The following is a 14,227-nucleotide window of genomic DNA, read 5'->3' as shown; positions in this document are numbered from 1 at the left end:
GTGCGGCCTGAGCCGGCTTCGGGCTCACCGCCGCGCCGATCTGGGCGCGCTGCAGGCCCGAGGTGATGACCCGGTCGCCTGCCGCCAGACCCGAATCGACGATCCAGTTGCCGCCGTCGGCGCGCACCAGATTGATGTCCTTGCGCACGACCTTGTCGTCGGGACCGGCGACGAGCACGAAGGCGCTGGTCGCGTCGCGTTGCACCGCGGCCTGAGGCACCACGTAGATGCCGTCCTGGCGGCCCATGTCGGCGACCAGGGTCACGTAGGTGCCCGGCAGCAGGCGGCGGTCGGGATTGGGCACGGTGGCGCGCAGCGCGATGGCGCCGGTCGCCGGGTCGACGACGTCGGCCGAGAAGTCCAGGCTGCCGGTGTGCTCGTAGACCGTGCCATCCTGCAACCGCACCTGCACCGAGGCCTGCTCGCTGCGGTCGACCTGCTTGGCGCGCAGCGCCTCCATGTCCGACACGCTCATCGAGAAGTTCACGTACAGCGGGTCGATCTGGTCGACGGTGGTCAGCAGCGTCACATCGCCCTGTCCGACCAGCGCACCCTCGGTGACCTGCTGCTTGCCGGCGCGGCCCGAGATCGGCGCGCGCACGGTGGCGTAACCTAGGTTGATCTGCGCACTGCGCACCGACGCCCGCGCCGCTTCCAGCGAGGCCTGCGCGCTGCGCTCGGTCGCCAGCGCGTTGTCGAGGTCGGACTTGGAGATGAAGTCGGTGGGCGCCAGCTGACGTGCGCGGTCGGCGGCGGTCTTGGCGTTGGTGTACTGCGCCTGCGCCTGCGCTTCGGCGGCCTGGGCGTTACCGAGCGCGGCTTGCAGTTGCGCCGGATCGATCACGAACAGCACGTCGCCTTCCTTTACGTCGCTGCCTTCGGTATAGACACGACGCTCGAGCACGCCGGGGACACGGGCGCGCACATCGGCGCTGCGGAACGGCGCGAGCCGGCCGACCAGATCCTGGCGCAGCGGCTGCGCGCCCGGCTGGACAGTCAGCACCTCGACTTCGGGTGGCGGCGGCGCCGCCTGTTCCTGTTGATTGCCACAGGCGGAAAGCGCCGCGGCGAGCACGGCAATGGACAGGATTCGGCGCATGGGAGGACCTGGGGGAGGAGTCGAACGGGATTTACTATACCGGCCAGTATAGCTAATTAGGCAACCGATCTGCACCGTGCAGGAAGTCATTCCGCCACTCGGTCCCCCGAAGCGGACGTGAACCTTGCTCACAAAATGAACTTGATTCACAATGCGCCGCCGTTCGTGTTCAGGTTCCTCATGTCCGTCACCAGCACCACTGTCGCCCGGCGTCAGCGCGAGATCGCCGAGCGCGAGATCGCCTTGCTCGATGTCGCCCAGGCGCAGATCCAGCGCGACGGGCTGATGTCGTTGCAGATGGCGCGCGTCGCCGAGGAGTGCGGCTATGCGATCGGCACGCTGTACCGGCATTTCGCCAGCAAGGAAGATCTGCTGGTGGCCCTGGCGACACGCAACTGCATGAGCCGGGTGGAGCTGTTCGAGCGCGCGGCGCATTGGCAAGGCCCCACGCGTGAGCGGATGCTGGCCGTGGTTCTGGCCGACCTGCTGATCATGCGTGAGCAGCCGGAGCATTTCCGCCTGGCGCAGTTCGTCTGGACCGACATGGTCTGGGGCGCTGCGTCGGCGGAGAGCCGGCGCCGGGCGCTGGCGGCATTCGAGCCGCTGGGCGACCTGATCGACGGCATCGCGGCCGAAGCCCGCGCGAACGGCGAGCTGCCGTCGTCCACGCTCCCGATCCCGGCACTGACGATGGGCCCATGGATGATGTCGGTCGGGCTGCAGGCGCTGGTGCAGCAGCGCGATCTGATCGACACGGCCGTGATCGGCCACCCCTATCGACTGCTGATCCGCCATCTGCAGTACCTGTTCAACGGCTACGGCTGGCAGCCGCTGGTCGATGCCGGCGACGACGCCGCGCTCGACGCGCTGATCGACCGCGTCAGCCGCGACGTCTTCGGGACCGACTGGTCCAGCATCGCTCCCGCACTGCCCTGCCCTCCTTCCTACGCCTGACGGAACCCCCTATGTCCAGGACCGAGCCCCGACGCGCCCCGCGTCCCCGCCTCCGCATGTTCGTCGTGCTGCTGATCACCGTTCTGGTGTTCGGCGGCGTGTTCCTCGCCAAGTTTCTGTCGGGACGTGCGGTCAACGCCTTCTTCGACGACATGCCGCAGCCACCGGTGGCGATCACCACGTTCGATGCGGTCGAGCAGGCATGGACGACGCCGCTCGAAGCGGTCGGCACCCTGGTCGCGGTCAACGGCACCGATGTCACCACCGAGGCCGGCGGCGTGGTCCGCCGGCTGTCGTTCGAGCCCGGCCAGCCAGTCAAGGCCGGCACGGTGCTGGTTGAGCTCAACACCGACAACGAGCTGGCGGTGCTGCGCTCGAGCGAGGCGGCCGCCAAGCTGGCGGCGGTACAGCGCGACCGCTGGCGCGAACTCGGCAGCGATCAGCTCGTCTCGCAGGCCGAGGTCGAGCAGCGTGCCACCGAGGCGGCAACGGCGCAGGCCCAGGTCGATGCGCAGCGGGCGCTGATCGCGCAGAAGACCATCCGCGCACCGTTCGACGGCGTGCTGGGCATCCGCAAGGTCAACCTCGGCCAGTACCTCGCGCCGGGGGCTGCGATCGTCAGCCTGCAACAGCTCGACCCGATCTTCCTGAACTTCACCCTGCCCGAGCAGCAGCTCCCCCGCATCCAGGAAGGCGCGACCATCGAGGCGCGGGTCGACGCGCTGCCGGACGCGCGCTTCGAGGGCACCATCACCGCAGTCGAGCCCGCGGTCGACCCGAACACCCGCAACTTCCAGGTGCAGGCGACGCTGGCCAACCCGGATGGCAGGCTGCGTCCAGGCGCGTTCGCACGCGTCGGCCTTGCGGTCGGCGGTGCGCAGAATGTGGTCGTGATCCCGCAGACGGCGGTCAGCTTCAATCCCTACGGCAATGCGGTCTACGTGGTGTCGGAGCAGCGCGGCGACGAGAAGGCCGACGCACCCAAGGACGGTGCACAGGGCCCGACGCTGACGGTGCGCCAGCGCTTCATCACCACCGGCCCCACGCGTGGCGACCTGATCGCGGTGACCGACGGCCTCAAGCCCGGCGAGCGCGTGGCCACCAGCGGCCTGCTGAAACTACGCAACGACGCGGTGGTGACGATCAACAACCGCGTCCAGCCGTCCGCAGACGACGCGCCGACGCCCGAGAACCGCTGACGCCGCGCGGGCTCCGGCCCGCCCCGCTCCCTGACCCGCGCTGCGATGCGCGGGGGAGAACGAGATGACATTCACAGACATCTTCATCCGCAAACCGGTGCTGGCGATGGTCGTCAGCCTGTTCATCCTGCTGTTCGGCCTGCGCGCGTTCTCCGAACTCAATGTGCGTCAGTACCCCGAGCTGCAGAATGCGGTCGTCAACATCAGCACCACGTACTTCGGCGCCGACGCCGACCTGATCCAGGGCTTCATCACCACGCCGCTCGAGCGCGAAGTCGCCAGTGCCGAAGGCATCGATTACATCACCTCGACCAGTTCGGCCGGCGTGAGCGTGATCCAGGCCTACATCCGCCTGGACTACGATCCCAACCAGGCCCTCACCCAGATCGCGGCCAAGGTCAACAAGCTGCGCAGCGAACTGCCGGCCGAGTCCGAGAATCCGGTCATCGACCTGCAGCAGGGCCAGCAGGTCGCGGCGATGTATGTCTCGTTCGCCAGCGACACGCTCGACGACAACCAGATCACCGACTACCTCACGCGCGCGGTGGAGCCGAAGATCGCAACGATCCCAGGCGTGCAGCGTGCCGAGATCATGGGCCCGGGCGCATTTGCAATGCGGGTGTGGCTCAAGCCCGACCGGATGACCGCGCTGGGCGTCACCGCCAGCGATGTCCACGCCGCGCTGCAGGCCAACAACGTGCTCTCGGCCCTGGGCTCGACCAAGGGCCAGATGGTGGCGGTCGATCTCACCGCGCGCACCGATCTGCGCACGCCCGATGAGTTCCGCGCGCTGGTGGTGCGCGAGGCAGACGGCGCGATCGTGCGCCTGGGCGATATCGCCGATGTGGTGCTGGGCTCGGAGAACTACGGCTCGTCGGTGCGCATCAACGGGGCCTCGGCCACGTTCATGGGTATCTATGTCTCGCCCGACGCCAACGCGCTGGACGTGATCGCGGACGTGCGCCGCGCCTGGGACAACGAGATCGTGCCGCAGTTGCCCGAGGGCATCGAGGCGACGATCCCCTACGACAGCACCGAGTCGATCCAGGACGGCATCAACGAGGTCATCCGCACGATCATCGAAGCGGTGATCATCGTGATCGTGGTCATCTACCTGTTCCTGGGGTCGCTGCGCAGCGTGCTGATCCCGGCGATCACCGTGCCCCTGTCGCTGGTCGGCGCGCTGTTCCTGATGCTGCTGATGGGCTTCACGATCAACCTGCTCACATTGCTGGCGATGGTGCTGGCGATCGGCATCGTGGTCGACGACGCGATCATCGTGCTGGAAAACATCCACCGCCACATCGAGGAGGGCATGACGCCGTTCGATGCGTCGATCCGTGGCGCGCGCGAACTGGCGTGGCCGGTTGTGGCGATGACCACGACCCTGATCGCGGTGTATCTGCCGATCGGCTTCCAGGGCGGACTGACCGGAGTGCTGTTCACCGAATTCGCGTTCACGCTGGCCGGCTCGGTGCTGCTGTCGGGCGTGATCGCGCTGACGCTTACGCCGATGATGTGCGCCAAGATCCTCAAGCCGCATGGTCAGGGCAGCGGCAAAAGCCGCCTGGAAGCGTGGCTGGACCGCCGCTTCGACGCCCTGCAGCACGGCTATCAGCGACGCCTGCACGGCGCGCTGCAGACCCGCGGCGTGATCCTGGCCTTCGGCGCGGTCGTGCTGGTCTCGTGCGCATTCCTGTACATCGGCGCGCCCAAGGAACCGGCGCCGATGGAGGACGAGGGCTTCGTGTTCGCGATCGGCAGCGCGGATGCGGCAAGCACGCTGGACTATGTCGAGCGCTACACCGAAGAGATGTCCGACATCGTGGAGCAGATCCCCGAGATCAACGACTTCTTCCTGTTCAACGGCGGCTTCGGCGGCATGGGGGGCAGCAACAGCGCGATGGGCGGCTTCGTGCTCAAGCCCTGGAGCCAGCGCGACCGTTCGACCAACCAGGTGCTGCAGCAGGACCTGCAGCCCAAGCTTGCCGAGATCACCGGCTTGAACATCTTCGCGCTGGTGCCGCCGTCGCTGCCCTCGGCCGGCGGCGACGGCGGCGGCGAGTTCCTGATCGGCGGCATCGGTTCGCTGGCGCAGCTGTCGGAGATCGCCGACGAGGTCGTCGCGCGCGCGCAGCAGAGCCGGCGCTTCATCTTCCTGGACAAGGACCTGAAGATCGACAAGCCGCGCGTGGAGGTGCAGATCGATCGGGACAAGGCGGCGCTGCTGGGCATCGACATGCGCACGTTGGCGGCCGACATGAGCGCGCTGCTCGCCGGCGGCTACGTCAATCGCTTCGCGATGCAGAACCGCTCCTACCGGGTGATCCCGCAGGTGCAGCGCGCCGACCGGCTCAATGCCGAGCAACTCGGCAACTACTACACCCGTACCCGTAGCGGCGAGCTGATCCCGCTCTCGACGGTGGTCTCGTTCAAGGAAAGCGCGCAGCCGCAGTCGCTCAAGCGCTTCCAGCAGCTCAATGCGGTGGGCATCACCTTCGCGCCGCGACCGGGCGTGACCAAGGGCGAGGCGCTGCGGGTCCTCGACGAGATCGCCGCCGACGTGCTGCCGCAGGGCTACAGCGTGGACTACGCCGGCGAGTCGCGGCAGTTCAAGCAGGAAGGCACCACGATGCTGATCACGCTGGCGTTCGCGCTGGTGATCATCTTCCTGGTGCTGGCCGCGCAGTTCGAGAGCTTCCGCGATGCGCTGATCATGCTGATCACCGTGCCGATGGCGATCAGCGGCGCACTGCTGGTGCTCAACGCGCTGGGCCTGGTGTCGGGCATCCTGCAGTTCGCCGGCATCGAGGCCTTCCCCGGCATGTCGATCAACATCTACACGCAGGTGGGCCTGGTCACCCTGGTGGGTGTGATCTCCAAGCACGGCATTCTGATCGTGGAGTTCGCCAACAAGCTGCAGATCAACGAAGGTCTGAGCAAGGCCGAGGCGATCGAGCAGGCCGCCGCGATCCGCCTGCGACCGGTGCTGATGACGACGGCCGCGCTGGTGTTCGCGATGGTGCCGCTGCTGATCGCCAGCGGTCCGGGCGCGGCGGCGCGCTTCTCGATGGGCCTGGTGATCGCCGCCGGCATGTCGATCGGCACCGCGTTCACACTGTTCGTGCTGCCGGCGTTCTACCTGCTGCTGGCGCGTGACCACAGCCACGACCGGGGCGCGGTGGCCGCCACGGACGCCGACGGGCACGACGGCAACCCAGCGACGCCGGTGCCCCAGGGGCACTGAGCACGTCGGGCCTCCCCCGCGCCAGCCGCCGCTGCCCCCCCCCCCCAAAGCGCCGGCGCGGCCGCGCGGCGGGCCCGGCCCGCGCCAGCCCCCCGGCGTCCCCCGCCGCGCCCCCGGGGCCCCTGCCCGGCCCCCCCACGCCCCCGATCAGAGCCGGCGCGGCAGCGCGTCGATCCAGGCCGGATCGAGCACCAGGGCGCCCGCGTCGGCGCTGCCCCCGTCGCCGACGAACGGCAGCACGCCCAGGCACGGCGCCGGCAGCGCATCGGCAAGCAGGCCGAGATAGTCGTCTGCGCGCGAGAACTCTGGATCGATCCGGTTACCGACCCAACCCACAAGCCGACAGCCGTCGGCCGCGATCGCGCGTGCGCTCAGCCGGGCATGGCTCAGGCAGCCGAGCCGGAGCCCGACCACCAGCACCACTGCGCCGCCCAGCCACCGCGCCAGGTCCGCATGTTCGATGCCCTCGGCCAGCGGCGCGGCCCAGCCGCCGGCGCCTTCGACCAGCACCACATCGGCCGCCGCGGCGAGCCGCGCGTGCGCCGCGTGCAGATCGGCGGCATTGACGATCACGCCGGCTGCGCGTGCGGCCAGGGTCGGCGCGGTCGCTTCGGGCAGGGCCACCGGGTTGACGTCGGCGTACACCGGCCGGGGCCGGCTGGCGGCCTGCAGCGCCAGCGCATCCTCATTGCGCCAGCCACCGTCCTGCCAATCGCAGCCGCTGGCGATCGGCTTCATGCCGACCGCGCGGCGACCATCGGCACGCAAGGCCTGCAACAGCGCCACGCTGGCGTGGGTCTTGCCGATGCCGGTATCGGTCCCGGTGACCAGGCACGTGCGCGCGCTCATACCGGCGCGCCGATCGGGACGCCAGCGACGGCGCGGCCGGGCGGGTGCGACCCCGCTGCTACACTGCGCGACATGTTCACCTCCACACCTCTGAGCGGCAGCAAGGCCGACCAGTATGCCGCGCTCGCGGCACAGGCCCGCGCTCTGCTGCACGGCGAATCCGACCCCATCGCCAATGCCGCGAACCTCTCGGCACTGGTCTACCACGCCCTGCCCGACCTCAACTGGGTCGGCTTCTACTTCTACGACGGGACCGAACTGGTCGTCGGCCCGTTCCAGGGCCTGCCGGCCTGTGTGCGCATTCCGCTCGACAAGGGCGTGTGCGGCGCCGCAGCGCGCACCCGGCAGACCCAGCGGGTCGACGACGTGCACGCCTTTGCAGGCCATATCGCCTGCGATGCTGCGTCGCGGTCTGAAGTCGTCGTGCCACTGGTCGACGGCGACCGCCTGATCGGCGTCTTCGATCTCGACAGTCCGCTGCCGGCCCGGTTCGACGCCGACGATCAGGCCGGGCTGGAGGCGCTCGCACGGCTCTACGTCGAGCACGCGCGTTGAGCGCGCCGAAGCTGCGCAACCTCGGGCCGAAGTCGGCGGCGTGGCTGCGACAGGTGGGGCTGCGCACGCGCGAGGACCTCGAAGCGGCGGGCGCGGTCGAGGCCTTCGTGCGCGTGCGCCGGGCCGGCTTCCGACCCAGCCTCAACCTGCTGTACTCGATCGAGGGCGCGCTGCTGGACTGCCACTGGCAGGAGGTCCCCGAAGCACGGCGTCTGCAGCTGACCGAGGCCGCCGAAGCGGCGACCGCACAACTGCCCGACCCGCGCGCACGGACCGCGGGCGGCCCGGTCACCACGATCGTGCACGACGCGGCCGATCGCGACGACGCGATGCCGGGCGACCCCGACGCACGCTGAACCGGACGAGCGCTGGCGTACAATCGCGCCTGCTTCGCGGTGACCCGGCCTGCCTGGGTTGAAACGGGAAGCCGGTGCGGGCGCCGCGAGGCAACCCCATTCCGGCACTGCCCCCGCAACGGTAAGCGTGTGCAAGCGTCGCTTCTCGCCACTGTGCCCTGTGCACGGGAAGGCGCGACGCCTGGGCTCAGACCGCCCACGCGCAAGTCCGGAGACCGGCCTCGAAGTTCCACCTGATTGCGATGCGGCGGGCATTGCGACGACGTTCCGGGTGCGCCTTGCGCCTGGACGGCGGTCCGTGTGCGCCCGTTCCCGCGATCTTCGCCCGCCCGCCGCGCGTTCGATGCGCGCGCGCAAGGAGACCGCAATGCCGTTCCGCACCTTGACCGTGGCGATCGCCACTGCCCTGCTCGCTCCGTCGGCGCTCGCCGCTCCCGGCGAACTCGACGCCGTGCTCGTCACCGCCAATCGCACCCAGACCGCGCTGGCTGACACCCTCGTGCCGGCGCAGATCATCGACCGCGACGAGATCGAACGCAGCCAGGCGCGCGACCTGCCGGAGCTGCTGCGCGGCCGCGCCGGCATCCAGATCGGCAACAGTGGCGGCCCGGGCAAACTGAGTTCGATCTTCCTGCGCGGCGCCGAATCCGACCACGTACTGGTGCTCGTCGATGGCGTACGCATCGGCAGCGCGACCGCCGGCATGCCGGCGATCCAGGACCTGCCGGTCGACCAGATCGAGCGCGTGGAAATCGTACGCGGCCCGCGTTCGAGCCTCTACGGCTCGGAAGCGATCGGCGGCGTCATCCAGATCTTCACCCGCCGCCACGACGGCGCGATTGCGCCACACGCACGAATCGGCGCCGGCAGCCACGGCTTGCGCGAAGCCAGCGCCGGCATCGGCGGCCGCAGCGGCCGGGGCTGGTTCGGTGTCGATGCAGCGTTCCAGCGCACCGACGGCATCGATGCCTGCCGCGGCTCGTCGGCGTTGTTCCAGGGGTGCTTCGTCGAAGAGCCCGACCGCGACGGCTACCGCAACCGTTCGCTGAACCTGCGCGCCGGCGTGCAGCTCACCGACGCGCTGCGGCTGGAAGGTCATGCCTTGCATGCCGACGCGTTCAATCAGTTCGACGGCAGCCTCTTCGGCGGTAACGAGGCCGACATCGTGCAGCAGGTGGCAGGCGGAACACTGACCTACGCGCCCTCGGACGTCGTGCGCCTGACCGCGCAGGCCGGCCGCGCCTACGACAAGTCGAGCACCTCCTTCCGCGATGCCGACACCGGCACGCGCAGTCATGTCGGCCGCATCGACACCCGCCGCGACACCGCCTCGGTGCAGGCCGACTTCGGCCTGGCGCCGACCCAGGGCCTGAGCCTGGGCTTCGACTGGCAGGCCGACCAAGTCGACAGCGACACCCGCTACGCGGTGACGGCGCGTGACAACTACGCCACGTTCGTTGAGTACCGCGGTCGCTTCGGCGCGCATCGCCTGCAGGCGAGCCTGCGCCACGACGACAACGAGCAGTTCGGCGGCCACGGCACCGGCAGCCTGGGCTGGGGCATGGAGCTGGCCCACGGCCTTCGCGTGACCGCCAGCGCCGGGACCGGCTTCAAGGCCCCGACCTTCAACGACCTGTACTTCCCCGGTTCGCAGAGCCCGGACCTCAAACCGGAACGCTCCAAAAGCATGAACCTCGGCATCTCGCAGCAGGCGGCCCAGTGGCGCTGGTCGTTCGACGTGTTCGAGAGCCGCATCGACGACCTGATTGTGTTCGTCTACCCGCCGCCGGACTATGTCGGTCGCGGCAGCAACATCGACGAGGCCCGCATCCGTGGCGCCGAGCTGACGTTCGCGACCACCCTCGCCGGCTGGGACCTGTCGACCGAGTTGAGTCACGTCGACCCGCGCGACCGCAGCCAGGGCACCTACCGCGACAACCTGCTCGCCCGACGCGCGCGCAGCAGCGGCCGGCTCGACATCGATCGCAGCTTTGGCGACCTGCGCATCGGCACTACGCTGCGCGGCGCCGGCGGCCGCTACGACAACCCCGCCAACACGCTGCGCGTCGGCGGCTACGGCACCCTCGACCTGCGTGCGGCGTGGGCGTTCGCACCCGCGTGGACGCTCGAGGCGCGGGCGACCAACCTGCTCGACAAGGACTACGAGACGGTGGCGTGGTACCGCCAGCCCGGGCGCGAGTACGGGCTGGCGTTGCGCTGGCAGCCGCTCGCGCGCTGACGCGGTGGGGGGCGGGGGGGGGGGGGCCCCTTGGGCCCCCCCCCCCCCCCCGGCCGCATCGCCCGGCATCTGCGAGACTGTCGGCCGGCACCGGCTTGGCAGGGACAGCAATGCGCGTATTCGTCATGGGCGCGTCGGGCGGCGTGGGCACACGGCTGGTCGCGCAGGCGGTGGCGCGCGGCCACCGGGTCACGGCGCAAACGCGGTCGGCAGATCGGCTCACCGCCACAGCGGGCGTCGACATCGTTGTCGGCCGCCCCGACGACGCCCGCTTCCTGGCGCAACGCATGCCCGCGCACGACGCGGTCGTGATGAGCTTGGGCGTCGCCAGCCCGAGGCCGACGACGGTGTTCTCTGATGCGACCCGTGCAGCGATCGCCGCGATGCGCGACACCGGCGTGCGGCGCCTGATCGCAATCACCGGCGTGGGCGCGGGCGAGACGCGCGGGCACGGCGGCTGGCTGTACAACCGCATCGTCTTTCCGCTGGTCACTCGCCACCGCTATGCCGACAAGGAGCGCCAGGAGGCGCTGATCCAGGACTCAGGGCTGGACTGGACGCTGGTGCGGCCCGCGCCGTTCACCGCGCGCCGTGGACGCGGCGACTGGCAGGTCGCCCTGTCCGTCCCGCCGTCGCTGCAACTGCGCACGGTCACCCGGGACGAGGTGGCTGGCTTCGTGATCGATTGCCTAGAATCAGGCGACTTCCTCCACTGCACGCCGTTCATCGGGCGTCCGCGCTGAGGTCACGGCGCGGGGGGCGACGCTGCCCAGCCGGACGGGCACGGCCCGCCGCAGGTCAGCATCCCGCTTGGGCATCCGAATCGGCGATATGCGCCATCAACCCGCTTCGACCGGGCGCGACCTCCGCGGCCAGCACGTGGCGGTCGGGGTAATCGCCACCGTTCTGCGCCCGGAACGCGATCGGCGCCTGCTCGAACAGCCCCGCCAGCCGCGCCCGCCACGCCTGGGATGCCGACGCGAGGCCCTGCGCGTCGAGCGCACCCGCGCCGTAGACCGCGAAAGTGGGCAGCACCTGCATGCCCGGAAAGAACAAAGCACCGTGGGTGATCGGAAACAGCAACTGTTCCAGCGGGCCATTGATGCCGCGGGGCGAGTAGTCCACCTCGGGACCGCCGACCGACACCGCGAGCAATGCACGCTTGCCCGCAAACCCGCCCTCCCCGTACCGGTGGGCGTTGCCGGCATCGCCGTAGCCATAGGCCAGCCCGTAGGTCCAGACCCGGTCGATCCAGCCCTTCATGATCGCCGGCATGCCGAACCACCACAGCGCAAAATGCAGGATCACCGCATCGGCCGCCATCAGCTTGCGCTGTTCGGCCACCACGTCCGGCGTCTGACCATCATGAGCGAAGGCATGGCGCGACTCGGCCACGAACGACAAGCGCTCGGGGTCGAGGCGATGGGGAAAGTCGTCGGCGTCGAACACCGCCTTCCAGCGCGCCGCGTACAGATCGGATTGCGTCACCATGTGACCCTGCGCGGACAGGACGTCGGTCGAGATGTCGACCAGACGACGGGTCATCGAGGTCGGCTCTGGATGGGCGTGGACCAGCAGGACATGCATCGGCGCGGCTCGCAAGGACGATGCACACAAGGTAGCGATGGGAATCCTATAGTTGAAATGGATTCTCACCATTCCAGGTATCGTCATGCGCAATACCTTGCGGGGACTCGATCTCAACCTGCTGCGCACACTCGACGCGTTGCTGATCGAGCACAACGTGACCCGCGCCGCGCAGCGTCTGCATCTGGCGCAGCCGACCATCAGTGCCCAGCTCGCACGGCTGCGGGATTTCTTCGACGACCCGCTGCTGCTGCCAGGACCGCGCGGCATGCGCCCGACGGCACGCGCCGATGCGCTGCGCGAGCCGCTGCGGCAGTCGCTGGCGGCGCTGGCCCAGGCGGTCGCGCCTGCCCCGCCCTTCGCGCCCGCCCAGGCCCGCCAGACGTGGCGCGTCGCCGCCTTCGACTACAGCGTACTGACGGTCCTGCGCCCGGCCTTGGCCACGTTGCGGATCGCCGCGCCAGGGATGCGCCTGGCGGTCGTGCAACGGCCACCGGGGCAGATGGCCGCCAGTACGGCGCAAGATGAGGTCGACCTCGCGTTCCTGACCAACGCCGAGGCACCGCCCACGTTGCGCTGGCGCCGCATGTTCACCGAGCGCTACCTGCTGGTCGGGCGCGCGGGACATCCTGGATTGAAGCGTCGCCCGACACTGGCGCAGTTTTGCAAGCTCGACCATGCGATCGTCTCGCCGGACGGCGGCGGCTTCGATGGGGCTACCGACCGCGCACTCGCCGAGCGCGGCATGGCCCGTCGCGTCGTGCTGTCGGTGCCGCAGTTTCTGGCGATGCCGGCGTTGCTGGAAACCAGCGACTTGGTGGCGATGCTGCCCTCGCGCCTGGTCCAGGCGAACCCGGCGTTGCGGGTGGTCGCACCGCCGATCGCCATTCCCGGCTTCGACCTGCTGATGCTCTGGCCCGAGCGCGTCCATCGCGACCCGGCCCACCAGTGGCTGCGTGCGCACATCGCCGGTATGGAATGAGGCGACCAGCCGCGCCCCGGTGCGTGGCGGCCGCCCTCTGCCGCCGCATAGGCCGAGACCTTCGACGCGCATCTGCGCGACGGTGTGGCGCGCACCGGCTGCGAACATCAGCGCTCCTCACATTGGTATGACCACATATCTGCGACCTTGGTCGCGTTGACGTTGAACCCGCTCAGTTCGCTAAGATTGCCCGGTGTTGAGCGCGCCCTGCCTTCGAATCGGTCATACCAATCGGCCGTGGCGCGCCGGATGCGGTCCATAGATCCGCGCTTGCCGGGCGCGAATCGGACCCGCCTCGGTTCACCGCCCCGCCTCCGCGCCGATGATCGTCATCGCTGCAGGCGAATTGACATGGATGGATTCCCGGATGCGCCTTCCCGCCCCAGCGACCCGCCCCGACACGATCGGCGCGCGCCGATTGCGTCTGTCCGACCAGGTGGTCGACCGCGTGCTGGCACTGATCGACGCGCGCGAGCTGAGGCCCGGTGATCGCCTGCCGGCCGAACGCGCGCTCGCGCTCGAACTGCGCGTGTCGCGCACCGTCTTGCGCGAGGCGATCGCCCACCTGGCGAGTCAGGGCGTGCTGCGTGCACGCCAGGGCGGCGGCACCTACCTGTGTGCGCACGACGCACCCGCAGCCTCGCGCATCGCGCCGCTGCAACCATTCATCAGCGTGTTCCGGAGCGATCCGGAGTACCGCTACGACGTCCTGGAGATCCGCCACGGACTGGAGGGCATGGCTGCCTGGCACGCCGCGCTGCGCGCGACCGACGAGGACCGCGCGCGGATCGCCGATGCCTTCGACGCAATGACGGCCCTGCATGGCCGCAACGATCCCGCCGGCGAGGCGCGCGCCGATGCCGCATTCCACCTGTCCATCGCCGAGGCCTCGCATAATCTGGTGCTGCTGCAGGTCATGCGCGGGATGTTCGACCTGCTGCAGACCAATATCTCGCAGAGCCGCGAAACGCTCTATGTCTCGCGAGCCGCTGTTGATGCAGCACCGGGCGATGCGCGACGCCGTCCTGTCGGGTGACCCGGAGGGCGCACGCGCCGCCGCGCACACCCACCTGGCGTTCGTGCACTGCTCGCTACGCGAACTCGATGACAACGAAGCGCGCCGCGCCCGCGCTTCGCGCCTGCCGCCGTCGCACAGCTGA

11 protein-coding genes, 1 pseudogene and 1 riboswitch are annotated in these 14,227 nt (G+C 69.6%); of the genes and pseudogenes, 9 read left to right on the top strand and 3 right to left on the bottom strand.

The window, feature by feature from the left end:
- Positions 1–1,099, bottom strand: a 1,099-nt coding sequence (locus ABE505_RS10455) for an efflux RND transporter periplasmic adaptor subunit (RefSeq protein ID WP_346458278.1), incomplete at its 3' end; no start/stop codon positions are given.
- 180 nt (positions 1,100–1,279) lie between these two features.
- On the opposite strand from ABE505_RS10455, the gene ABE505_RS10450 reads away from it, so the two are divergent.
- From ABE505_RS10450 to ABE505_RS10440, 3 genes are all read left to right on the top strand, one after another.
- A complete protein-coding gene (locus ABE505_RS10450) occupies positions 1,280–2,053 on the top strand; it encodes a helix-turn-helix domain-containing protein (protein ID WP_346445503.1) in 774 nt (257 codons plus the stop codon).
- A 56-nt stretch (positions 2,054–2,109) separates the two neighbouring features.
- Entirely contained in the window at positions 2,110–3,252 is a 1,143-nt protein-coding gene (locus ABE505_RS10445) for an efflux RND transporter periplasmic adaptor subunit (RefSeq protein WP_346446223.1), read from the top strand.
- Positions 3,253–3,316: 64 nt separating this feature from the next.
- Entirely contained in the window at positions 3,317–6,499 is a 3,183-nt protein-coding gene (locus ABE505_RS10440; RefSeq protein WP_346445501.1) for an efflux RND transporter permease subunit, read from the top strand.
- A 147-nt stretch (positions 6,500–6,646) separates the two neighbouring features.
- Here ABE505_RS10440 and bioD read toward each other — a convergent pair whose 3' ends face one another.
- Entirely contained in the window at positions 6,647–7,348 is a 702-nt protein-coding gene (gene bioD, locus ABE505_RS10435; RefSeq protein WP_346445831.1) for a dethiobiotin synthase, read from the bottom strand.
- Positions 7,349–7,420: 72 nt separating this feature from the next.
- Between bioD and ABE505_RS10430 the strand changes: the two genes are divergently transcribed.
- The 4 genes from ABE505_RS10430 to ABE505_RS10415 all read left to right on the top strand — a co-directional run bounded on the left by ABE505_RS10430 (position 7,421) and on the right by ABE505_RS10415 (position 11,241).
- Positions 7,421–7,903, top strand: coding sequence for a GAF domain-containing protein (locus tag ABE505_RS10430; protein WP_346445829.1), 483 nt, complete (start codon positions 7,421–7,423; stop codon positions 7,901–7,903).
- Positions 7,900–8,259: a TfoX/Sxy family protein gene (locus tag ABE505_RS10425; protein WP_346445828.1), complete on the top strand. Its 360-nt coding sequence runs from the start codon at positions 7,900–7,902 to the stop codon at positions 8,257–8,259. Before ABE505_RS10430 ends, ABE505_RS10425 begins: the two co-directional genes overlap by 4 nt.
- Before the next feature lie 20 nt (positions 8,260–8,279).
- Positions 8,280–8,498: riboswitch (cobalamin riboswitch) on the top strand.
- Positions 8,499–8,626: 128 nt separating this feature from the next.
- Positions 8,627–10,498 carry a TonB-dependent vitamin B12 receptor gene (gene btuB / locus ABE505_RS10420; protein WP_346445827.1) on the top strand — a complete coding sequence of 624 codons (1,872 nt, stop codon included), beginning with the start codon at positions 8,627–8,629 and terminating at the stop codon, positions 10,496–10,498.
- Between the two features lie 110 nt (positions 10,499–10,608).
- Positions 10,609–11,241, top strand: a complete 633-nt coding sequence (locus ABE505_RS10415) for an NAD(P)H-binding protein (RefSeq protein WP_346445820.1) — start codon at positions 10,609–10,611, stop codon at positions 11,239–11,241.
- 55 nt (positions 11,242–11,296) lie between these two features.
- On the opposite strand, the gene ABE505_RS10410 is transcribed toward ABE505_RS10415, so the two are convergent.
- On the bottom strand, positions 11,297–12,085 hold the full coding sequence (locus ABE505_RS10410) for an NAD(P)H-dependent oxidoreductase (protein WP_346445819.1): 789 nt from the start codon (positions 12,083–12,085) through the stop codon (positions 11,297–11,299).
- A gap of 85 nt (positions 12,086–12,170) precedes the next feature.
- Between ABE505_RS10410 and ABE505_RS10405 the strand changes: the two genes are divergently transcribed.
- Both ABE505_RS10405 and ABE505_RS10400 read left to right on the top strand, forming a co-directional pair.
- Entirely contained in the window at positions 12,171–13,067 is an 897-nt protein-coding gene (locus tag ABE505_RS10405) for a LysR family transcriptional regulator (RefSeq protein ID WP_346458277.1), read from the top strand.
- Positions 13,068–13,434: 367 nt separating this feature from the next.
- A pseudogene (locus tag ABE505_RS10400) lies at positions 13,435–14,227 on the top strand (FCD domain-containing protein).

Origin of the sequence: Luteimonas sp. TWI382 (genome assembly GCF_039674545.1) — a bacterium.
Classification (GTDB): domain Bacteria; phylum Pseudomonadota; class Gammaproteobacteria; order Xanthomonadales; family Xanthomonadaceae; genus Luteimonas.
This window is presented reverse-complemented; position numbering and strand designations above follow the sequence as displayed.

Excerpts from the sequence above, each read along its gene's own strand:
- ABE505_RS10405 (WP_346458277.1), top strand. The coding sequence starts at position 12,171 with ATGCGCAATACCTTGCGGGGACTCGATCTCAACCTGCTGCGCACACTC.
- ABE505_RS10440 (WP_346445501.1), top strand. The coding sequence starts at position 3,317 with ATGACATTCACAGACATCTTCATCCGCAAACCGGTGCTGGCGATGGTC.
- btuB (WP_346445827.1), top strand. The coding sequence starts at position 8,627 with ATGCCGTTCCGCACCTTGACCGTGGCGATCGCCACTGCCCTGCTCGCT.
- bioD (WP_346445831.1), bottom strand. The coding sequence starts at position 7,348 with ATGAGCGCGCGCACGTGCCTGGTCACCGGGACCGATACCGGCATCGGC.
- ABE505_RS10430 (WP_346445829.1), top strand. The coding sequence starts at position 7,421 with ATGTTCACCTCCACACCTCTGAGCGGCAGCAAGGCCGACCAGTATGCC.
- ABE505_RS10445 (WP_346446223.1), top strand. The coding sequence starts at position 2,110 with ATGTTCGTCGTGCTGCTGATCACCGTTCTGGTGTTCGGCGGCGTGTTC.
- ABE505_RS10450 (WP_346445503.1), top strand. The coding sequence starts at position 1,280 with ATGTCCGTCACCAGCACCACTGTCGCCCGGCGTCAGCGCGAGATCGCC.
- ABE505_RS10415 (WP_346445820.1), top strand. The coding sequence starts at position 10,609 with ATGCGCGTATTCGTCATGGGCGCGTCGGGCGGCGTGGGCACACGGCTG.
- ABE505_RS10410 (WP_346445819.1), bottom strand. The coding sequence starts at position 12,085 with ATGCATGTCCTGCTGGTCCACGCCCATCCAGAGCCGACCTCGATGACC.